The sequence below is a fragment of the Streptomyces kunmingensis genome (assembly GCF_039533535.1).
Taxonomy (GTDB): Bacteria; Actinomycetota; Actinomycetes; order Streptomycetales; family Streptomycetaceae; genus Streptomyces; species Streptomyces kunmingensis.
Genome location: NZ_BAAATS010000012.1, coordinates 257,259 through 277,971, shown reverse-complemented (window position 1 = coordinate 277,971; position 20,713 = coordinate 257,259). Strand labels below are relative to the sequence as shown.

Genomic DNA, 20,713 nt, shown 5'->3' with positions numbered 1-20,713 from the left:
GGAAGGGCGTTACAAGTACATGAACGTGGGACCGGGCATCCGGCGCAGGCGGCGCGCACTGGAGCTGACGCTCGCCGAGGTGGCGCGGCGGGCCGGGGTCTCCACCCCGTTTTTGAGCCAGGTCGAGAACGGGCGCTCGCGCCCGAGCATGAACTCGCTCCAGCGCATCGCCGACGCGCTCGACACCACCGCCGTCGAACTCCTCGCCGCGGCCGAGCCGCCCCGTCCCGTCGACGTGGTGCGCGGCGCGGCCGAGACCGCGACCGAGGGAGGGGTACGCCCGCTCGTCCGTGGTCAACAGCGCCTGCACGCCCTGGAGTTCACCGGCGACCACGACTGGGGTCGCGAGTACCGGCACGCGGGCGACGAGATCCTCTACGTGGCCGACGGCTCGGCCGAGGTCGAGGTGGACGGCACGCGCTACGTCCTCGAGCGCGGGGACACCCTCTACTGCACGGCCGAACTCCCGCACCGCTGGCGTCCGTTGGAGCCGCACACGAGAGTTCTGCTGGTAGGAGTAGCCCCGTAAGGGGCGCGGGGAACTGCGCGAGCAGCCACACGCGACCGGTACTCGCGCACGGACCGATTCGGCAGACGCAAGGGCGTCTCTACAGCCGGAGGGCCACCTCCACCAACTCGGCGTTGCTCCCGGCCCGCCCCCCGTCCGGCAGGACCAACGTGTCCTCGAGCCCGATCCGCATCCCCAGCCCAAGCCGCGCAGCGACCCGCAGCACCGGCCACGCACCCCCCTCTTCCCCGTGCAGCAGCACAGGCCGCCCATGGCCGGAGCCGATGTCGTCCAGCAGCGCGCGGGCCGCCCCCTCGGCCGCCCCGGGTTCGTGCTCGGTCACCTCGGCGAGCACCCGCAGAACCCGTGGGGCCAGCGGGGACGCCGCGAACCGCTCGGCCGCGTCCGTCCCCGAATAAATACCGGCCTCCACCCCGACGCCCCGCTCGAGCAGCGCGGCGGCCACCGCCTCCGCGCCCGCCTCGTGCCAGTTCACCGACGCGTGGTCCGGCAGCACCGTCCACGAGCGGATCCGCGCCACCCGTGCGTCGGGGTCGGGTTCGGCCCAGGCGCCCGTCGTCACGCCGACCGGCACGGCGACCCTGTTCCGGACGGCCTCGAGCGTCGCCGCAACCGAACGTGGCGACAACGTGTCTTGCCCACAGGGAGACTTGGGGTGAACATGCACGTCCGACGCACCGGCAGCGACCGCCGCCCCGGCGGCCTCCGCCAGCGCGCCGGGCGACAGGGGCACCACCGCTCCGTCGGCCGCTCCACGAGCACCGTTCAGACACACCTGCACGAACACCATGCACGCGATGGTGTCACCAGCCACTGACGACGGGGGTCGGAAACGACATGCCAGTAGCGATCTGTTCCCTCAAGTACGAGTCCGCGCACTCGGGCGCGCAGAAGATCACGTACGACAGCGACGGCTACCACCTCGTGCGCTTCCCGTACCAGGCGGGCGAGGAGTCGTACGACCCGTGGAAGATGCACGATCCGGCCGCGGGCGGGGGCACCTCGAAGTACCCGGACGCCCGCTCCGGGCTGATCTGGCCGAGCCATGACGGCTGGGCGACCCTGTCGGCGCTCGTCTTCTGGGCGGCGGACAGCAGGCCCACCGAGTACCGCGCCCGCTTCGTGCGTGACCCGCTGAACCTCTCCACGCACTACGACTCGACCGCCACCACGGACATCTCGCCCACCGGCGGCGGCCAGTACCGCTCCTACACCTGGCAGATGTTCGTGCACCCGGGCACACCGGTCGGCCTGAAGGTCGCGGCGCGCTCGGGGGACAACGGGTTCGCGGTGCCGATCACGCTGGCCGAGTTCAAGCTCGCGATCCAGACGGACGTGATCAGGCCCTGAGGGCACTCAAGGCACCTAATACTCCCTCCTGAGGTATGTTGAGGGAGTGCAGCGACAGTACTACTCCCTCGATCAGGTGGCCGACCTGCTCGGCCTTCACGTCCGGACCGTGCGTGGCTATGTCCGCGACGGACGGCTGAAAGCGACCCAGGTCGGCCGCCGGTACCGCGTCACCCGCTCCGACGTGGACGCCTTCACGGGCGCTTCGGCCACGCCCCGTCCCGCCGGCGGGGCGCACGCCGAGGCGTCCGTCATCGTCCAGGTCGACGGCGTGGACCCGGCGGCCGCGATGCGGCTGGGCAACACGGTCGTCGCCGTGGCCAACAGCGCCGGCGCCGACCCGGGCGCCGGGCGGCTGCGCGTGGAGAGCGTCTACGACGAGGAACGCGCTGTACTCAAGATCATCGTGCTGGGCGGAATCGCCGAGGCCGCCGAGCTGCTGCGCATCGTCGACACGCTGGTGGAGGACTCATGAGAACCGAACCGAGCGATGAACTGCGGGAGTTGGCGGGCGTATCCGTGTACGTGTGCTCCCCGGACGGCCCGCCCCTCGACAGTGAGCGCGCCGCGCTCGACCTGATCGGCGACGCCGGATACCGCGGCGCCGCGTGGGTCGCCGTTCCGGCCGAGCGGTGCGGGCCGGACTTCTTCCGGCTGCGGACACGCGTGGCGGGCGACGTCGTGCAGAAGTTCGTCAACTACCGGATGGGTCTCGCCGTCATCGGTGACATCGACGCGGAGACCGCCGCCAGTACGGCACTCGCCGACTTCATACGGGAGAGCAACCGCGGCCGCCAGCTGTGGTTCCTGCCCGACGCCGCCGCGCTGGAGACGCGCCTCGTAGAGTCGGACCGTGACACCACACGACGCGCCTGACCCGCATCTGCCCCTGCTCACCGCCGTCCGGGCCGAACGCCTGCGCGGCCTCGTCGCCGGCCATCTGCACGCCAGGACCGGGGTGCGGCCCACGGTGGCCGGTGACACGGCGGAGGCCGACGGCCGCCGCCACCCCCTGACGAACCTGGCGCAGCGCTGCCACACCGCGCCCGAGGACACCTGGCCCGAGCTGGTCGAGGGGTTCTTCGCGCGCCTGGCCGCAGGGTCCCAAGGCGGCGAGAGCGCCGAGGAGTTGCTGGCGCGGACCTGTCTGCGTCTGGTGCCGCCCGGCGCCGTCCCCGCCGACATGGCCGACGGGTTCACGTACCTGCGCGGTGTGGCCGAAGGGCTGAACCTCGCGCTCGCCCTCGACGGGCCCACCTCCGTGCGCCTGCTCACCGACCAGGACGTGGCCCGCGCCGGCGCCGACGCGCTGTGGGCGGCGGGGCAGCGGAACCTGGTGCGGGAGCCGCTGCGGCACGAAGAGGTGCGCCTCGACGGGCACGCCGTGCTGTACTCCGTGTACGGCGACTCCCCGTTCGTCTCGACCAAGGCGCTCGTCCTGCCGGAGCTGGTCGCCGAGGTCACCGGTCGGCGCATGCCCGACGCGGGCGCGCTCGTGGTCGTGCCCACCCGGCACCTCCTGGCGTTCCACCCGATCGTCGACGGCAGCGTCGCCGACGCCGTCAACGACCTGGCCACGTACGCCTACAAGGCCCACGAGGACGGCCCCGGGTCACTCTCGCCGCGCGTGTACTGGTGGCACCGGGGGCGGCTGACCTCCCTCACCGTCATCGACCACGACACCCGCACCTTCTCGCTGCGGCCGCCGGCCGAACTCCTCGACATCATGCGGGCGTTGCACGGCCTCGACCGGGCCGGACGCCTCGCCTCGGACTCCGCCGCCACGGCGCCCGGCATCGACGAACTCACCACGACGACGGCCGATTCCATCGAGGGGCTCGCGGCCGACCCGAGCGGCTTCCCCGACGCCTTCGCCCACGCCCTCGCCCTCGCCCACGCGCAGGCCGCGACCGACCCGGGCGCCGCCCGAGTGGAGACCTGGGACGCCTGGGTCGCCGCCCTGCAACTCGGCACGGCACTCTTCACACCGACGGCGGCGGTCGGAGTCCCGCTCGGCGAAGGGGAGTTGACGGTTCCGGCCACGGGCCCGGACGTGCTGGGCGACGCCCGCGCCTGGCTCGACGCCTTCTACCTCACCCTGGTGACCCGCGAACGCGACCGTACGACACGGCTGTGCCAGGTGCCGCCCGACGACCTGCGCGGCGACACCGCCCCGGTCGACGACTACGTCCTGCACTGGATCGACGTCCTGCAGAGCCACTGGCTGCGCCGTCCCGTCGACGACGTCGTGCAGAAGCTCGTCACCACGATGGAGACCTCGCACCCGGAGACGGCGACGCTCGCCCCGAAGGACTTCCTGAACTCCGTCGACTACCAGCCCGTCGCGCTGTTCCACCGGCTGCTCACCGAGGACCACGACGCGTTCGCCGTGGCGCTCGCGGAAGCGCTTGCGCAGCACGGAAGTTACTGGGGGGACTCGGCCGCGCCGCGCGCCCGGGTGGCCCTCGGCCCGCTGGCCCTGGCCTGCCTCGCCCACGACATGGAGTTCCCGGTCGACGCCGAAGCGCCGTACCTGCCGAAGTATCTGCTCAACCGCGAGCGCCTGGAAGAGATCCCCGGCCAGGGGTGAATCCGGCAGGGGTCGATCCGGGGGTGCGCCGGTGTCCGGCCCGCACCCCCGTCGCGCTGTACGTCGCCCTACATGGGTCTACATGGCTCTGCACGGGTCTACATGGCACTACGTCGCTCTACGCCGTGACCAGCAGCCGCGCCCGCCTGGCGTGGGCCAGGGCGGCGGCTGTGAGTACGGGGCGCGGCACCACGATTCCGCAGTGGGAACAGACGGGGCCCGACGACGGTTCGTGCGCCAGGTCGTGCTTCCAGTGGAGCGCCGTGCCGGTGCACACGGGGCAGTTGTCGCCCGGCTCGCGCTCCAGGGCCGCGATCAGCCGGCGGAGAACCTCGGCCAGCGGCTCGGTGGGGTGCACCGACGGGTCGTCGCACCAGGCGACCCCGAAGCCGCCCCAGGTCAGCCGGTGCCAGTCGTCCACACTGCCCGGGCGGCGCAGCCCGTCGTGCTTCTCCTTGCGCCTACGCTCCGCGAAGGCGACTTCGTACGCGAGCCAGACGGCCCGCGCCTCCTCCAGCTCCTCCAGGGCCGCCACCAGGCGGGCCGGGTCGGGGGAGCGGTCCTCGGGGCCGAATCCGGCCCGGGAGCACAGATGGTCCCAGGTGGCCCGGTGGCCGTAAGGAGCAAATCTCTCCAGGCACTTGCGCAGTGAGTACCGCCGCAGTGCCAGGTCGCTCAGCGGATCGCGCACCTGTCTTGCCAGACTCCGGAATCCAGCCATCGCCCTGCACCTCCGTCACACGTACGTCGGCGTCGCCGCAGTCATGAGGCGCGACGTCGCCGAGTAGACGTATCGACACGCGATTCGGATCCCTCTTCGGGGCGATCGGTCCCATCCGATTTCCGATGGGGTCCATCACCGGCGCCTTCCGAGGCTTAGGAGTCGACGAGTGATCCCTGTGGTGATTCCGAAAACGTGACGCATGTTCATCTTCTGTCGTTGGCTAACCGCCGGTAACCTCCGGCTCACCATCGTCGGGAGGACCAGGCATGCGACGACGCATCCCACGAACCACCCTGAACAGAAAGTCCAGCAGCCCTTTGCGGAGACTTACGGCCGCTGCGGCGCTCGTGCTCACCGCGGGACTGCTCTCCCCTCTCTCGACGGCCACGGCCGCCGACGAACCCGCACCCGTCAGCGACTACTGCAAGGGACAGTGCGCGGACATCCTGCCGCCCGGGGCGAACGGCAGCGCCACGCTCGCCGAGATCCTCGGCAACAAGCTGTTCGGTACCCAGCCCGCACACGCCGACGATCAACTCGGCCCTTACGATGCCCTGTCCTCCGGCTACCCCTCACTCACGGATGACACGCTCACGAACTTCTTCAACGATTCCTCCTTCGGCGTCCCCGGCGATCAGGTGGGCTCGGTCACCCGCCCCCGCGACGACGTGACCATCACCCGTGACAAGAAGAACGGCGTACCCCACATCAAAGGTTCCACGCGCTACGGAACCGAGTTCGGCGCCGGCTTCGCCGCAGGTCAGGACCGCCTCTGGCTGATCGACCTGTTCCGGCACATCGGGCGCGGCGAACTGACCTCCTTCGCCGGCGGCGCCCTCGCGAACCAGGGCCTGGAGCAGCAGTTCTGGCCGCAGGCCCCGTACACCGAAGAGGATCTGCAGAAGCAGGTCGACTTCATCAAGAGCTCCGGCGGCGAGCGCGGCCAGCAGGCCATGGAGGACGCGCAGGCCTATATCGACGGCCTGAACGCCTACCGCGTGAAGTCCAAGAACGGCCGCTACTTCCCGGGGGAGTACGTCCTCACCGGCAAGATCGACGCGATAACCAACATCGGTGAGATCCAGCCGTTCAAGATCACCGACATGATCGCGCTCGCCTCGGTGGTCGGCGGACTCTTCGGCAACGGCGGCGGGGGAGAGGTCGACGCGGCCCTCTCGCTCCTGAAGTCCCAGGAGAAGTACGGCGTCGAGAAGGGCACCCAGGTCTGGGAGTCCTTCCGCGGCCGCAACGACCCCGAGGCCGTCACCACCATCCACGACGGCACGAGCTTCCCCTACGGGCAGAAGCCGGCGAACGCGCGCGGCCAGGCCCTCCCCGACAAGGGATCGGTCGTGCCCGAGCCCCTCGTCCACGACCGTACCGGCTCCGCGGCGACCGCCGCCAGGTCCGGCACCGTGGCCAAGGACCCGGTGAAGGCGCCGGCGAAGCTCAAGCCGCTCCAGGGCATGTACGACGACGGAGTGCTGCCCGCCGGCATGTTCTCCGGCTCGGCCGCCAAGAAGGGCATGTCGAACGCCCTCCTCGTCTCCGGCAAGCACACCGCGTCCGGCCACCCGGTCGCCGTGTTCGGACCGCAGACCGGCTACTTCGCGCCGCAGCTGCTGATGATGCAGGAGTTGCAGGGCCCGGGGATCAGCGCACGCGGCGTCTCCTTCGCGGGCGTCGGCATGTACATCCAGCTCGGCCGCGGCCAGGACTACTCCTGGTCGGCGACGTCCGCCGGGCAGGACATCACCGACACGTACGCGGTGCCGCTGTGCGAGCCGGGCGGCGGAACGCCGACGAAGGACTCGACCTCCTACGTCTACCGCGGCACCTGCACCCCGATGGAGAAGCTGGAGAAGAAGAACTCCTGGAAGCCGACGGTCGCCGACTCGACGGCCGCGGGCTCGTACCGGATGCAGGTCCTGCGCACCAAGTACGGCATCGTCACGCACCGCGCCACGGCCGACGGCAAACCCGTCGCCTACACGTCGCTGCGCTCGACGTACCGGCACGAGGCCGACTCGATCATCGGCTTCCAGATGCTGAACGACCCGTCGTACGTCAAGGACGCCGCGTCGTTCGCGAAGGCGGCCCAGCACATCAGCTACGCCTTCAACTGGTTCTACGCCGACTCGCGCGACATCGCGTACTACAACAGCGGCGCCAACCCCGTGCGGGCCAAGGACATCGACACATCGCTGCCGGTCAAGGCCGAACAGGCCTATGAATGGCAGGACTTCGACCCGACGGACAACACGGCGGCCCAGACGCCACCGGCCCAGCACCCCCAGTCGGTCAACCAGGACTACTACATCTCCTGGAACAACAAACAGGCGAAGGACTTCACCGCCGCCAACTTCAGCCTGGGCGCCGTACAGCGCGCCAACCTCCTCGACGACCGCGTGAAGAAGCTCACCGCCACCGGCGGCGTCACACGGGCCTCGCTCACCCGGGCCATGGCGGAGGCGGCGGTGACCGACCTGCGCGGCGAACAGGTGCTGCCGGAGATCCTGAAGGTGATCCGCAGCAAACCGGTCGATGACCCGCAACTCGTCAAGGCCGTCCAGCAGTTGGACTCCTGGCGGGCAGCCGGCGCACAGCGCAACCAGACGGCGGCAGGCTCGAAGACGTACGCGCATCCGGACGCGGTACGGATCATGGACGCGTGGTGGCCGCTGCTCGTGCAGGCCGAGTTCGAGCCGGGCCTCGGCGGCGACCTCTATCAGTCGCTGACCGGTCAGCTCAGTGTCGACGAGGCGCCCTCCGCCGGACACGGCCCGACCGGCGCGCACGCCGGTTCGGCGTTCCAGTACGGCTGGTGGGGCTACGTCGACAAGGACCTGCGGACGGTGCTCGGAGAGCCCGTGCAGGGCAAGCTGGGGGACACGTACTGCGGAGCCGGGTCCCTCTCGGCCTGCCGTGACGCGCTCCTGAAGACGCTGGCCACCGCGGCGGCGAAGCCGGCCACCGAGGTGTACCCCGGGGACGACAGCTGCAAGGCCGGTGACCAGTGGTGCGCGGACAGCATCATCCACCGGGCGCTGGGCGGGATCACCCACCGCGGCATCCAGTGGCAGAACCGGCCCACCTATCAGCAGGTGGTGGAGTTCCCGGCCCACAGGTAGTGGCCGAGGGGCTCTGCTCAGCAGCCCTGGGCGCGGCTGTCCGCATCGGGCAGCCGCGCCCACGGCAGCGCGTCCGGAGGTTCTAGGCGCGCACCCGGCCCGCCCCCAGAACCAGCCGCGCCAGCTCCTCGTGGCAGATGTCGCTGTGGGCGCCCATCGGCGGCGACCCGCGGCGCACGACCTGGGCCGCGTCCACACTCACGCAGCCCGCACCGGGGACGCCCGAGCGCAGCGCCTCCGCGAGCGTCAGGCGGACCGCGCCGGGCACGTCCTGGATCCCGTCGAACCCCATCGCGCCCCAGCGGACCCCGAGGTCCAGGGCTCCCCGGTCGTCCCCGGCGAGCCGGGACGCCAGCGGATAGATCGTGCCGAGCGCCGAGTCGAAGCGCGAGTAGCACGACACCAGCGGGCCGTCGATGCGGGCCTGCCGCCCCTTCAGCGCGCCGCGGTCGGCGAACGTGTAGTGCGAGAAGGCGCCCTGGAGCAGCGTCACCGACTTCACGTTGCGGTCGGCGTCCGGCAGCCCGGCCAGCGCGAACGACACGAGCCGCGCCCCGAAGCTGTGCCCCACCAGATGGACCCGCACGCCGGGTGCGTCCCGCGCCAGCTGTCCGAGGAACGGGCCGAGGCCCTCCTTGCCGACCTTTCCCGCACGCCTCTTCATCGCGAAGTACGTGGCCTGGCGAAGCAGTTCGTGCGCTCCCTTCCACGCCTTCGCCAGCCCGCCGGGCAGCCGGAAGCCCGCCCCGCTCATCGTGGCCTCCACGGCATCGGCGAACCGCAGGCACACGTCGTGCGTGTTCTCCTGGAGCATCGCGGGAGCGGTGTGCGGCGAGTTCTCCTCCTGGGTGTCCGCCCCGAGAGCGGTGGGGCGGACACCGACCAACTGGCGGACCAGACCGCCGAACTGCTCGAACACGCCGACCCCGTCCGGCTGCCGGTCCAGGAGTCCGGCCAGCTGTTCGACGACCGGCCCGCTGTCGTGGAAGGTCGCGACGAGCGCCCGCCGGGTGCGTTCGTCGAGCGTGGTGCGCGGCGGCGTCGTGGCGGTGGTGACCGCGAGCGACGGGTCGAAGTCGGGGATCACCTCGTCGGTGAACCGCATCGACGGCCACAGCACGCCCACGTATCCGATTCCAGCCCCGGGCGCGAGCGCCGGGAACGGGGTGAAGAAGGCGTCGTAGAGGCGGGTCGCCATGGCCCGGTCGTTGTTCCAGCCGTGCGTGAGGACGACGAGGTCCCGCACCCCGCGCTCGCGCACCCCGCGCAGCAGCCGGTCGCGCCGCCCGGGGTCGGGGTCCCCGTCGGCGTCGAACGTCAGCTCCCAGTAGGGACGTACATGTACTTCCGGTCCGGCCATGGCCAACCCCCGTGGCAGTCGTCCGTGCGGTGTGCCGCATCGTCCTGCCGAAGCCGTGGATTGGCCATAGGTTCCGTCAAGTGCCGCACCGATCAAGCGAGTTCGCGCTCGCGCGTCTCGGGCAGTGCCAGCACGCACAGCAGCGAGACGACCGCCATCGCGCTCACGTACCAGCCGACCGACGACGATCCGAACGCGCTCTGCAGCCGCGTCGCCACCAGTGGAGCCACCGCGCCGCCGAGCACACCGCCCAGGTTGTACGCGAAGGAGGCGCCCGAGTAGCGCACCCGCACCCCGAACAGCTCGGGCAGATAGGCGCCCATCGGGCCGTACACCACGCCCATGCAGAACAGGGCGCCGCCGAGCGCGAGCGCGATGAGCGCGGGCTGCTCCGTGTCCATCAGCGGGAACAGGACCAGGCCCCAGACGACCGCGAGACCGGAGCCCACGAGCACCATCTTGCGCCGCCCGCCCGCGTCGGAGCGCGTCGCGGCGAGCCAGGTGCCGGCGGCCAGGAACAGGCACGCCACCAGTGACACCGCGAGCATGGTGCCGCGCGGCACTCCGAGCGTCTTCGTGCCGTAGGCCAGGCAGTACGTGGTGGCCGTGTAGAAGAGGCCGTACGCGATGACCATGCCGCCCGCGCCGAGCAGGATCTCCTTCGGATGCCGCTTGAAGACCTCGAGCGCCGGGGCCTTGCTGGCCTCCTGGTCCCGCATGACCTTCGCGAAGACCGGCGTCTCACTGATCTTGAGCCGGACGAAGAGGCCGACCGCGACCAGCAGGAAGGAGAGCAGGAACGGGATGCGCCAGCCCCACGACCGGAACGCGTCGTCCGACAGCGACGCGGAGAGCAGCCAGAAGATGCCGGTCGCCGCGAAGAAGCCGACGGACGGGCCGAGTTGGGGGAACGCCGCGAACATGCCGCGTTTGCCGCGCGGCGCGTGCTCCACGGCGAGCAGCGCCGCCCCGCCCCACTCGCCGCCGAGACCGACGCCCTGAAGGAACCGGAGCAGGACGAGGAGCAGCGGCGCCCAGACGCCCAGGGTGTCGTAGCCGGGCAGCAGCCCGACGCACGCCGTCGACAGGCCCATCAGGAGCAGCGAGGCCACCAGGACCGACTTGCGGCCGATCCGGTCGCCGAAGTGCCCGAAGATCAGCGAGCCGATCGGCCGGGCCGCGAACGCGACGGCGTACGTCGAGAACGAGGCGAGCGTGGCGTTGAGCGAGGAGAGGTTCGGGAAGAAGGCGTCGTTGAGGACGAGTGCGGCGGCGGTTCCGTAGACGTAGAAGTCGTAGAACTCGATGGCCGTGCCGATGAAACTGCCCACGGCCACGCGTCTCAGGCTCTCCGCCTGGGGGGCCTGTGTGGGCGTGGCCGGGGCTGGTTCCGCGCTGGTGGGGTCGTCTTTGAGCACGTCCGGCACCTTCGCGTTAGCTGTATGTAGCAGTCAATGCCTGGGACGCGTCGTCTCATTTGGTGAGATCGGCAGAGCGCGAGTGCGTCTCGGCTGAGCGCGCCCACGCGGCGGAGCCGCATATTGACACAGCCCCGCGCCCCTGGCGGGGTTCTACCTGTAGGTCAAGTAACGGTTGCGGACCTTGCGGAACGCGGCCAGCTCGTCCTGCCACGCCCCCACCACCTCGTCCGTGCTCGCCCCCGCGTCGATCATCGTGCGGACCTTCGTCGAACCCGTCAGCTTGTCGATCCAGTTGTCCGAGCGCCAGGCGAACCCGCTCCATGCCGCCTTCGCGGTGACGAGCAGGGCGATGCCGGTGCGGACCGGGTCGTAGGTCTCCCGGTCGTCGACGTGGAGCTGTACGCCGCCGATCGTCCTGCCCTGGAACTTGGAGAACGTGGGCGCGAAGTACGCCTCCCTGAAGTGCACGCCGGACAGGCCGGCCTCATTGGCCTTCGCGGCCCAGCGTCCGTCGATGCCGTCGGCGCCGAGCAGTTCGAAGGGGCGGGTGGTGCCGCGTCCTTCGGACAGGTTCGTGCCCTCGAAGAGGCAGGTCCCGGAGTAGACGAGCGCGGTGTCGGCCGTCGGCATGTTCGGGCTCGGCGGCACCCACGGCAGCCCCGAGGCGTCGTAGAAGTCGCGCCGCTTCCAGCCCGTCATGGTGACCGTGGTGAGCTCGACGGGCCACTTCAGGTACTCGGCGTTGAACAGGCGGGCCAGTTCCGTGACCGTCATGCCGTGCGCCTGGGAGATCTCCCGGCGGCCGACGAACGTCGCGAACTCCTTGTGCAGGATCGGCCCGTAGGCACCCCGGCCGGTCACCGGGTTCGGGCGGTCCAGGACGACGAATCGTTTCCCCGCGAGCTGCGCCGCCTCCATGCAGTCGTACAGCGTCCAGATGTACGTGTAGAAGCGGGCGCCCACGTCCTGGATGTCGAAGACGACCGTGTCGACGCCGGACGCCGTGAAGATGTCGGCGAGCGCCTGCCCGCTCTTCAAGTACGTGTCGTAGACGGGCAGTCCGGTCGCCGGGTCGTCGTAGCGCCCCTCCGAGCCGCCCGCCTGCGCGGTGCCGCGGAAGCCGTGCTCGGGGCCGAACACCGCGGTCAGGTCGACGCGTTCGTCGGGATGCATCACGTCGACGATGTGCCGCACATCGCGCGTGACACCGGTCGGGTTGGTGACGATGCCGACCTTGTCGCCGTCCAGCAGCCGGTAGCCGTCGGCCTGGAGCCGCTCGAAACCGGTCCGCAGGCCTGACCCGCCGCCGTGTCCGCCGCCCCGGGACGCCGCGCTCGCCGTCCCGGCCATGGCCACCGGCCCGCCGGTCGCGCCCACCGCCCCCGCGCCCGCCGCGAGCAGCAACCGTCTCGACACGTTCATGCGAAAACCTCCGTGATCAGCGGAACCGGCATGGCCCTGCACGCTAGCGCCCGGACCGGCGGCGGGGAACGAAGCGCACGCGGATCACGTCCGGAAACCCCTTCCCCGACGACATACCGACTGGTTAGTCTGCTGAGGCGACGGAGTCGCGTTCTGTGTCGTACCGGGGTCGTGTCGAAGGAGACCGATGGTGGAGAGTCTGCAAGGCCAGGGAGTCGTCGTCACCGGCGCGGGCGGCGGCATCGGCGCCGCACTCGCCCGCCGGTTCGCCGCCGCCGGAGCCCGCGTCGTCGTCAACGACCTGGACGCGGGCAGGGCGAAGGCGGTCGCCGGGGAGATCGGCGCGACGGCCGTCCCCGGCGACGCCTCCGCGGTCATCGACGACGCCCGCGCCGCCCTCGGCGGCACCGTCGACGTCTACTGCGCCAACGCCGGCCTCGCCTCGGGCGGCACCGAGGCCGCCGCCGAGGAGGTGTGGGCCGCGGCCTGGGACGTGAACGTCATGGCGCACGTCCGCGCCGCCCACGCACTGCTCCCCGACTGGCTGGAGCGCGGCAGCGGCCGCTTCGTCTCCACCGTCTCGGCGGCCGGGCTGCTCACCATGGTGGGCGCGGCCCCGTACAGCGTCACGAAGCACGGCGCGTACGCCTTCTCCGAGTGGCTCTCCCTCACCTACCGCCACCGCGGGATCAAGGTCCACGCGATCTGTCCCCAGGGCGTGCGCACCGACATGCTCACGGCGGCGGGGTCGGCGGGCGAGCTGGTCCTCGCGCCGACCGCCATCGAGCCGGACGACGTCGCCGACGCGCTGTTCACGGGGATCGAGGAGGACCGCTTCCTGATCCTGCCGCACCCGGAGGTCGCCGAGTACTACGCGGCCCGCGCCGCCGTCCCCGACCGCTGGCTGAAGGGCATGAACCACATCCAGCAGAAGTGGGAGGCCGCCAAGTGACCGACTCGGTGACGGACTCGACCACCGACGTGACGACCGGCTCGCTCTACGCGGCCAAGCCCTGGCTCGGCGTCCTCAGCGAGGCGCAGAAGGCCCCGGTGACCCCGGCCGCCACCGTCGTCCACGCCTTCGCCGACGCCGTGCGCCGCGCCCCCGACCGCACCGCCCTCGCCTACTTCGACGGCCGCCTCTCCTACGCCGAGGTCGACGCCCTGTCGGACTCGGTCGCCGGCCATCTCGCCGCCCGGGGCCTGGAGCGCGGCGACCGCGTCGCGATCATGCTGCAGAACACCCCGCACTTCGTGCTTGCGCTGCTCGGCGCGTTCAAGGCGGGCGCGGTCGTGGTCCCCGTCAACCCGATGTACAAGTCGGGCGAGGTCGGGCACGTCCTGCACGACGCCGAGGTGACCGCGCTGGTCTGCACCGACCGGGCCTGGTCCACGTATCTGCGCGAGACCGCCGCCGACTCTCCCGTCCGCATCGTGCTCACCGCCTGTGAACTCGATCTCCAGACGCGGAACGACGAGCGGGTCCTGAAGTTCGACCGGGTGACGCCCGCGGCCGACGACGCCGACGACCTGGTGACCGTCGCCCGCCACGGCCACGCCGCGCCCGCCGACCGCGTACTCGGCCCGGACGACACCGCGCTGATCAGCTACACGTCGGGCACGAGCGGCACCCCCAAGGGCGCCACGAACCTGCACCGCAACATCATGTACAACGCCGAGCGCCAGCGCACCGGCCTCGGTCTGCCAGAAGGCGCCACGTACTTCGCGCTCGCGCCGCTGTTCCACATCACCGGCATGGTCTGCGAACTCGTCGCGAGCTTCGCCAACACGGGCACCCTCGCCCTCGCCTACCGCTTCGAGCCGGGCGTCGTCCTCGACGCGTTCGCCGAGCACAAGCCCGCCTACACGGTCGGCCCGTCCACCGCCTTCATGGCGCTCGGCGCCCAGCCGCAGGCGACCCCCGAACACTTCGCCTCCTTCGCCTCCATATCGTCGGGCGGCGCGCCCGTGCCACCGGCCCTCGTGGAGAAGTTCCGCGCCGCCTTCGGCCCGTACGTCCACAACGGCTACGGGCTGACCGAGTGCACCGCGCCCTGCGCCTCCGTGCCGCCGGGCGTCGAGGCCCCGGTCGACCCGGTCTCCGGCACCCTCGCGGTCGGCGTGCCGGGACCCGACTCGGTCGTCCGCATCCTCGACGACCTGGGCAACGAGGTCCCGTTCGGCGAGCAGGGCGAGATCGCGGTCCGCGGACCCCAGGTCGTGCCCGGCTACTGGCGCCGCCCCGACGCCACCGCCGAGGCGTTCCCCGACGGCGAACTGCGCACCGGCGACATCGGCTTCATGGACGAGAGCGGCTGGCTCTACGTCGTCGACCGCAAGAAGGACATGATCAACGCGTCCGGCTTCAAGGTCTGGCCCCGCGAGGTCGAGGACGTCCTGTACACGCACCCCGCCGTGCGCGAGGCGGCCGTCGTCGGCATCCCGGACGCCTACCGCGGCGAGAGCGTCAAGGCGTACGTGAGCCTGCGCCCCGGCGCGGACGCCACCTCCGAGGAGCTGTCCGCGTACTGCAAGGAACGGCTCGCCGCGTACAAATATCCGCGCGAGGTGGAGGTCCTGCGCGAGCTCCCGAAGACGGCAAGTGGGAAGATCCTCCGGCGGGAACTGCGTTCCCCGGCAGTACAGGACTGAGTGACCCATCAGGTACGAAAGGCAGGTGGCGGCAGTGCCCAGGACGACGGACGGCGACGGTACGCCCGTCCCGCAACGACTCCTCGCGGCCGCCACCCGGCTGTTCGCCGAGCGCGGCTACGACCGGACGTCGGTGCAGGAGATCGTGGAGGCGGCGGGTGTCACCAAGGGCGCCCTCTACCACTACTTCGGCTCCAAGGACGATCTGCTGCACGAGGTGTACGCGCGCGTGCTGCGCCTCCAGCAGGAGCGGCTCGACGCGTTCGCCGGCGGGGACGCGCCCGTCGAGCGGCGGCTGCGCGAGGCGGCGGCGGACGTCGTCGTCACGACGATCGACAACCTCGACGACGCGTCGATCTTCTTCCGCTCCATGCACCACCTCAGCCCCGAGAAGAACAAGCAGGTACGGGCCGAGCGGCGCCGCTACCACGAGCGGTTCCGGGCGCTGATCGAGGAGGGCCAGAAGGCCGGTGTCTTCTCCACCGACACCCCGGCCGACCTTGTCGTCGACTACCACTTCGGCTCGATCCACCACCTCTCCACGTGGTACCGCCCCGACGGCCCGCTCACCCCGCAGCAGCTCGCGGACCAGCTGGCGGACCTGCTGCTGCGGGCGCTGCGTCCGTAACCCCGGCCGTCAGACGTCCGAGCAGCGCCTCGGCCGCCGGGTTGCGCGGCCGGGGCGCACGGCCCGCCAGGACGATCGCCCGCCCCGGCTCGGGCTGCCGGATGGTCACACACGGCAGCCCGGCCTGCTCGCCGATCCGGCGCGGCACGATCGCCACCCCGATCCCGGCCCGCACGAGCTCGACGAGCAGTCCGATCTGGGTCACGTCACACGTGATGCGCCGCTCCAGGCCGCAGTGCGCGGCCAGCCTGCGCACAGCCGTCTCCAGACCTGTCCCGGCCCGGAAGTCGATGAACGGCTCGTCGGCGAGATCCTTGATGAGCGTGCGGCCGGCGATGGCGAGCGGATGCCCGGGCGCGGTCACCAGGACCAGGTCCTCCCGCCAGATCCCGAACGAGGCCAGTCCGTCGGGCAGTTGACGCGCGTCCGGGGCGAGGAACGCGAGGTCCAGCTCCCCGGCCCGCAGCCCCTCGATGAGCTCGGCCACGGGCGCCTCCCGCACGGACACCTGGATGCCGGGCAACTCCCGGTGGAACGCCGCGAGTTCGGCCGCCAGGTCCAGGCAGGTCAGCGTCTGGATGGTGCCGATCGCCACCCGCCCCGCGCCGAGCCCGGACACCTGGGCCACGGCCTCCTTCGCGGCGGCGGCCCCCGCGAGCAACTGCCGTGCCTGGGGCAGCAGCGCCCGCCCGGCCTCGGTGAGCACGACGCGACGGCCCGCCCGGTCGAACAGCTCCGCGCCCAGCTCCCGCTCCAGATTCCGGACCGATGTGCTGAGCGCGGACTGCACGATGAGCTCGGCGCGGGCCGCCGCGGTGAAACTGCCCTCGTTCACGACCGCCACGAAGTGGCGCAGCTGACGTATCTCCACCCGTCGATCCTAGGGAGATCCATCGCTTTCATGAATACGACCGAGCGAAACGATCTGTTGGACCGGGGGAGGGGCCCGGCGCGAGGGTGGTGGCCATGGACCACGTACCCCTTCTCTGGACCTCCTCCTACGCACCCCGGGTGCCGGCTGCTGTCCGGTCGGCCTCCCGCCAACTCCTGCGCGTGCGCTGCTTCTTGCGAAGACTGGCGCTGATGGATCACGCAGGCGGCGGCGGATACTGACCCAGGGGCGCGGGGCTGTATCGATCAGCGGCTCCGCCGCGGGGCGCGACCAGCCACGACGACACCCGCACCCGGCGACGAACCTAGAGGTACTGCTTCAACTCCCGCCGCGCAAGAGAGCGCTGATGCACCTCATCCGGCCCATCGGCCAAGCGCAGCGTCCGCGCCCCGGCCCACAGCTCCGCCAGCGGATAGTCCTGCGACACCCCGCCCGCTCCGTGCAGCTGCACCGCCTTGTCGATGATGTCGACGACCGTCCGCGGGGTGGCGATCTTGATGGACTGGATCTCCGTGTGGGCCCCGCGGTTGCCGACCGTGTCCATCAGCCACGCCGTCTTCAGGACCAGGAGGCGCAACTGCTCCACGGCCACCCGCGCGTCCGCGATCCACTCCTGTACCACACCCTGCTGGGCGAGCGGCTTGCCGAAAGCGGTACGTGCGACGGCCCGCTTGCACATCAGCTCGATGGCCCGCTCCGCCATGCCGATCAGCCGCATGCAGTGGTGGATACGGCCTGGGCCGAGCCGCGCCTGCGCGATGCCGAAACCGCCGCCCTCCTCACCGATCAGGTTGGCGGCGGGCACGCGCGCGTGGTCGAAGACGACCTCGGCGTGGCCGCCGTGCCAGTGGTCCTCGAAGCCGTACACCGTCATGGCCCGGCGCACCTCGACGCCCGGCGTGTCCCGCGGCACGAGCACCATCGACTGCTGACGGCGGATGTCGGAGCCGTCCGGGTCCGTCTTGCCCATCACGATGAAGATCTTGCAGTCCGGGTTCATGGCGCCGGAGATGTAGAACTTCTTGCCGGTCACGACGTACTCGTCACCGTCGCGCTCGATGTGCGTCGTGATGTTCGTGGCGTCGGAGGAGGCGACCTCGGGCTCCGTCATCGCGAACGCGGAGCGGATCTCCCCCGCGAGCAGCGGCTCCAGCCACTGCTTCTGCTGCGCCTCGCTGCCGAACTGGGCGAGCACCTCCATGTTCCCCGTGTCGGGCGCGGCACAGTTCAGCGCGGTCGGCGCCAACTGCGGGGAACGGCCGGTAATCTCGGCGAGCGGCGCGTACTGCAGATTGGTCAGCCCCGCGCCGTGCTCGGCGTCCGGAAGGAACAGGTTCCACAACCCCTGCCTGCGGGCCTCGGCCTTCAGCTCGCCGACCACGGCCGGGGTCTCCCACGGCGAGCCGAGCGCGGCACGCTGCTCGGCGGCGACGGCCTCGGCCGGATACACGTGCGCGTCCATGAAGGCGAGCAGCCGCTCCCGCAGTTCCTGGGTGCGTGCGTCGAATGCGAAGTCCATGGGTGGGATCAGCCTTCCGATGAGTTCTGCGAGTTCTGCGAGTTCTGCGAGTTCTTCGGGTCCTTCAGGGTGGTGAGGCCGTGCTCGATGAAGACGGGGACCAGCTCGCCGATCCGGTCGAAACCGGCGCCGACCGTCTGGCCGAGCGTGTAGCGGTAGTGGATGCCCTCCAGGATCACGGCGAGTTTGAACCAGGCGAACGCCGTGTACCAGGAGACCGCCGACACGTCGCGCCCCGAGCGCGCGGCGTAGCGCTCGACCAGCTCGGCCGGTGCCGGGTGCCCGGCGGCCGAGGCGGTCGTGGAGATGGGGGAGTCCGGCAGTTCGAGCCGGGCGCTGTACATGACGAGCAGGCCGAGATCGGTCAGCGGATCGCCGAGCGTGGACATCTCCCAGTCGAGGATCGCCTGGATGCGGTCGACGCCGTCTGTCTCGTCCTGTCGGATCAGGACGTTGTCGAGGCGGTAGTCACCGTGCACGATCGTGGGCGCGGGCGATGCGGGCAGCGAGCGGCCGAGCGCCGACTGCAACGCGTCGATGCCCGCCAGCTCGCGGTTGCGGGACGCGTCCAGCTGCTTGCCCCAGCGGCGCAGCTGCCGGTCGAGGAAGCCCTCTGGCCGACCGAAGTCACCGAGCCCCACCTCGGCGGGGTCCACCGCGTGCAGATCGACGAGCGTGTCCACGAGCCCGAGCACGGCGGCCCGGGTCCGCTCGGCCCCGAGCGGGGCGAGCTCCGCGGCGGTCCGGTACGGCGTCCCCTCCACGAACTCCATGACGTAGAACGGCGCCCCGAGCACCTTCTCGTCCTCGCACAGCAGCAGCGGCTCCGGGACCGGCACGGCGGTCGGGTGCAGCCCGGCGATCACTCGGTGCTCGCGCTTCATGTCGTGCGCGGTGGCCAGTACGTGCCCCAGCGGAGGCCGCCGGACCACCCACTTCGACGTCCCGTCGCTGATCTCGTACGTCAGGTTGGAGCGTCCGCCCTCGATGAGCCGCCCGGACAGCGGACCGCCGACCAGGCCGGGCCGCTCACGGTCGAGATGGGAGCGCAGCTGGCCGAGGTCGAGGCCTGGGGGGTGACTCATCGAGGTCCTCCGGGAGTCCGGGTGGGCGAGTAGGGGGCGAGAGAGCACGAGCAACGATGGACCACATCATGCCGACCAGTCGGTATGCCGTCCAGTGGCCGGGGCGAACGTGATCGTCCCGACAGTGCCCACGGTGCCCTCAGGTCCCCGGCAGGCGAAAGGGCCCGGCACCAGGTGCCGGGCCCTTTTCGTGTCCGCAGGCGTACGGGATCGCGCTTACGTGATCAGAGCAGATACGGGTTCAACGGGGTCAGTGGTCGTCCCAGTGCCCGTCGTGCTCCGCGTGTCGGTGTCCGTCGTGCACGTAGTCGACATGGTCGCCGTGGGTGACCGCCGGATGCCCGCAGTCCGGCCCGTGCCGGTGCTCGTGGCTCGCGTGCGTGACGTGGGCGCCGGGCTCGCACTCGTCCCAGTGGCCGTCGTGCGCGGCGTGCAGGTGCCCGTCGTGCGCGTAGTCGACGTGGTCGCCGTGCGGCACCGCCTGGTGGCCGCAGGACGGGCCGTGCGCGTGCTCGTGGACGGGGTGCTCCTGATGGAGGGTGGTCATGCTGCTCACCTTCGGTGGCGTCCGGGGGTCCATGAGTCCGTGACTCACGCGACGAAGGCTAGCCGGGAATGCCGGATTAGTTGCGCTTTGTCGCGCCATGGGAACACCACGGTCACACCACGAGTGCTGCCGCGAACACGGCCAGCGCCACGGTGCACAGCGCCGCCGTCGTCGCGGCCCGCCGGGACATCCGTGGAGGCGCCGCCTCGTTACGGGCCAGGCCGGTGATCCGGTGGTGCGCGATCCCGAGGAAGCCCAGCCACACCCCGAGGCACAGCGCCGCGGCCACTATGCCCACCGGCCCGATCCCGCCGTGCAGCACGGTCTTCACGGCGAGCACGGCCGCGACGGTGCAGGACAGCGTCGTACGCCGCCACGCGAGCCGGGTCCTGGCCGGCTGGAGACCGGGATCGCGTACGGGCCCGCTCGCGTCCGCCCCGCCCGCCTCCGGCCCGCTCACCCTTCCCAGCCCACGATCACCACGGCCACCATCGCCACGGCGACCAGCGCGACGACCAGGCTCAGCACCGCCGGGAACCGCGACACCGGCAGATCCTCGCCGCGCCGCATCGCCCGCTCGCAGCGCACCCAGTGGCTCACCGCCCGCAGCGAGCAGAGCACCCCGGCGGCGAGCAGGGCCAGCGCGAGGCCGACGCGCCAGGCCCAGCGCAGGTCCGGCAGGAACTGGTCCACGGCGAAGCCGCCACCGATGAGCGCCAGTGCGGTGCGCACCCAGGCCAGGAAGGTGCGCTCGTTGGCCAGCGAGAAACGGTAGTCGGGCGTGTCACCCTCGTCCCTGATCCGCTCCGGGGCGAACCAGAGCCGGACGTTGCGCACGAATTCGATCACTCGCAGGACATTAC

At 71.1% G+C, this 20,713-nt stretch carries 20 protein-coding genes; 9 read left to right on the top strand and 11 right to left on the bottom strand.

Going from position 1 to position 20,713, the window contains the following annotated elements; all coding sequences use genetic code 11:
* The first annotated feature begins 19 nt into the window (after positions 1-19).
* The gene (locus ABD366_RS15985; protein ID WP_324769303.1) at positions 20-529 is read left to right on the top strand and encodes a helix-turn-helix domain-containing protein; all 510 of its coding nucleotides are present in this window, start codon (positions 20-22) and stop codon (positions 527-529) included.
* Between the two features lie 79 nt (positions 530-608).
* Here ABD366_RS15985 and ABD366_RS15980 read toward each other — a convergent pair whose 3' ends face one another.
* Entirely contained in the window at positions 609-1,319 is a 711-nt protein-coding gene (locus ABD366_RS15980) for a 3-keto-5-aminohexanoate cleavage protein (protein WP_324769304.1), read from the bottom strand.
* A gap of 47 nt (positions 1,320-1,366) precedes the next feature.
* On the opposite strand from ABD366_RS15980, the gene ABD366_RS15975 reads away from it, so the two are divergent.
* Genes ABD366_RS15975 through ABD366_RS15960 form a run of 4 tightly spaced genes read left to right on the top strand, consistent with a single transcriptional unit; the run spans position 1,367 to position 4,469 of the window.
* Positions 1,367-1,879 (top strand): hypothetical protein, encoded by a 513-nt coding sequence (locus ABD366_RS15975; protein ID WP_324769305.1) that lies wholly within the window; start codon positions 1,367-1,369, stop codon positions 1,877-1,879.
* Between the two features lie 46 nt (positions 1,880-1,925).
* Positions 1,926-2,354 (top strand): helix-turn-helix domain-containing protein, encoded by a 429-nt coding sequence (locus ABD366_RS15970; protein ID WP_324769306.1) that lies wholly within the window; start codon positions 1,926-1,928, stop codon positions 2,352-2,354.
* Complete coding sequence (locus ABD366_RS15965) at positions 2,351-2,755, top strand: DUF4180 domain-containing protein (protein ID WP_324769307.1); 405 nt, start codon at positions 2,351-2,353, stop codon at positions 2,753-2,755. The genes ABD366_RS15970 and ABD366_RS15965 overlap by 4 nt, the downstream gene beginning before the upstream one ends.
* Entirely contained in the window at positions 2,733-4,469 is a 1,737-nt protein-coding gene (locus ABD366_RS15960) for an immunity 49 family protein (protein WP_324769308.1), read from the top strand. Before ABD366_RS15965 ends, ABD366_RS15960 begins: the two co-directional genes overlap by 23 nt.
* A 118-nt stretch (positions 4,470-4,587) precedes the next feature.
* Here the strand turns inward: ABD366_RS15960 and ABD366_RS15955 are convergent, their stop codons facing one another.
* The gene (locus tag ABD366_RS15955; RefSeq protein ID WP_324769310.1) at positions 4,588-5,190 is read right to left on the bottom strand and encodes a hypothetical protein; all 603 of its coding nucleotides are present in this window, start codon (positions 5,188-5,190) and stop codon (positions 4,588-4,590) included.
* A gap of 269 nt (positions 5,191-5,459) precedes the next feature.
* On the opposite strand from ABD366_RS15955, the gene ABD366_RS15950 reads away from it, so the two are divergent.
* Positions 5,460-8,324 (top strand): penicillin acylase family protein, encoded by a 2,865-nt coding sequence (locus ABD366_RS15950; protein ID WP_324769312.1) that lies wholly within the window; start codon positions 5,460-5,462, stop codon positions 8,322-8,324.
* 82 nt (positions 8,325-8,406) lie between these two features.
* Here the strand turns inward: ABD366_RS15950 and ABD366_RS15945 are convergent, their stop codons facing one another.
* The 3 genes from ABD366_RS15945 to ABD366_RS15935 form a co-directional block, all read right to left on the bottom strand.
* Positions 8,407-9,684 carry an alpha/beta hydrolase family protein gene (locus tag ABD366_RS15945; protein WP_324769313.1) on the bottom strand — a complete coding sequence of 426 codons (1,278 nt, stop codon included), beginning with the start codon at positions 9,682-9,684 and terminating at the stop codon, positions 8,407-8,409.
* 92 nt (positions 9,685-9,776) lie between these two features.
* Positions 9,777-11,030: an MFS transporter gene (locus tag ABD366_RS15940; protein ID WP_324769368.1), complete on the bottom strand. Its 1,254-nt coding sequence runs from the start codon at positions 11,028-11,030 to the stop codon at positions 9,777-9,779.
* A 225-nt stretch (positions 11,031-11,255) separates the two neighbouring features.
* Positions 11,256-12,527 carry an exo-beta-N-acetylmuramidase NamZ family protein gene (locus ABD366_RS15935; protein WP_324769314.1) on the bottom strand — a complete coding sequence of 424 codons (1,272 nt, stop codon included), beginning with the start codon at positions 12,525-12,527 and terminating at the stop codon, positions 11,256-11,258.
* A 187-nt stretch (positions 12,528-12,714) separates the two neighbouring features.
* Between ABD366_RS15935 and ABD366_RS15930 the strand changes: the two genes are divergently transcribed.
* From ABD366_RS15930 to ABD366_RS15920, 3 genes are read left to right on the top strand one after another with little or no spacing between them, the layout of a single operon-like run.
* The gene (locus ABD366_RS15930) at positions 12,715-13,479 is read left to right on the top strand and encodes an SDR family oxidoreductase (protein WP_324769315.1); all 765 of its coding nucleotides are present in this window, start codon (positions 12,715-12,717) and stop codon (positions 13,477-13,479) included.
* On the top strand, positions 13,476-15,179 hold the full coding sequence (locus ABD366_RS15925) for a class I adenylate-forming enzyme family protein (protein WP_324769316.1): 1,704 nt from the start codon (positions 13,476-13,478) through the stop codon (positions 15,177-15,179). Before ABD366_RS15930 ends, ABD366_RS15925 begins: the two co-directional genes overlap by 4 nt.
* Positions 15,180-15,213: 34 nt before the next feature.
* Positions 15,214-15,807, top strand: a complete 594-nt coding sequence (locus ABD366_RS15920; protein ID WP_324769318.1) for a TetR/AcrR family transcriptional regulator — start codon at positions 15,214-15,216, stop codon at positions 15,805-15,807.
* Here ABD366_RS15920 and ABD366_RS15915 read toward each other — a convergent pair.
* The 6 genes from ABD366_RS15915 to ABD366_RS15890 form a co-directional block, all read right to left on the bottom strand.
* Positions 15,746-16,678 carry a LysR family transcriptional regulator gene (locus tag ABD366_RS15915; protein WP_324769319.1) on the bottom strand — a complete coding sequence of 311 codons (933 nt, stop codon included), beginning with the start codon at positions 16,676-16,678 and terminating at the stop codon, positions 15,746-15,748. The genes ABD366_RS15920 and ABD366_RS15915 overlap by 62 nt on opposite strands.
* A 325-nt stretch (positions 16,679-17,003) precedes the next feature.
* On the bottom strand, positions 17,004-18,218 hold the full coding sequence (locus tag ABD366_RS15910) for an acyl-CoA dehydrogenase family protein (RefSeq protein ID WP_324769321.1): 1,215 nt from the start codon (positions 18,216-18,218) through the stop codon (positions 17,004-17,006).
* A gap of 8 nt (positions 18,219-18,226) precedes the next feature.
* A complete protein-coding gene (locus tag ABD366_RS15905) occupies positions 18,227-19,303 on the bottom strand; it encodes a phosphotransferase family protein (RefSeq protein ID WP_324769323.1) in 1,077 nt (358 codons plus the stop codon).
* A 250-nt stretch (positions 19,304-19,553) separates the two neighbouring features.
* Complete coding sequence (locus ABD366_RS15900) at positions 19,554-19,850, bottom strand: hypothetical protein (RefSeq protein ID WP_324769324.1); 297 nt, start codon at positions 19,848-19,850, stop codon at positions 19,554-19,556.
* 112 nt (positions 19,851-19,962) lie between these two features.
* Positions 19,963-20,310, bottom strand: coding sequence for a DUF202 domain-containing protein (locus ABD366_RS15895; protein ID WP_324769325.1), 348 nt, complete (start codon positions 20,308-20,310; stop codon positions 19,963-19,965).
* On the bottom strand, positions 20,307-20,699 hold the full coding sequence (locus ABD366_RS15890) for a YidH family protein (RefSeq protein WP_324769326.1): 393 nt from the start codon (positions 20,697-20,699) through the stop codon (positions 20,307-20,309). Before ABD366_RS15890 ends, ABD366_RS15895 begins: the two co-directional genes overlap by 4 nt.
* Positions 20,700-20,713: the final 14 nt, after the last annotated feature.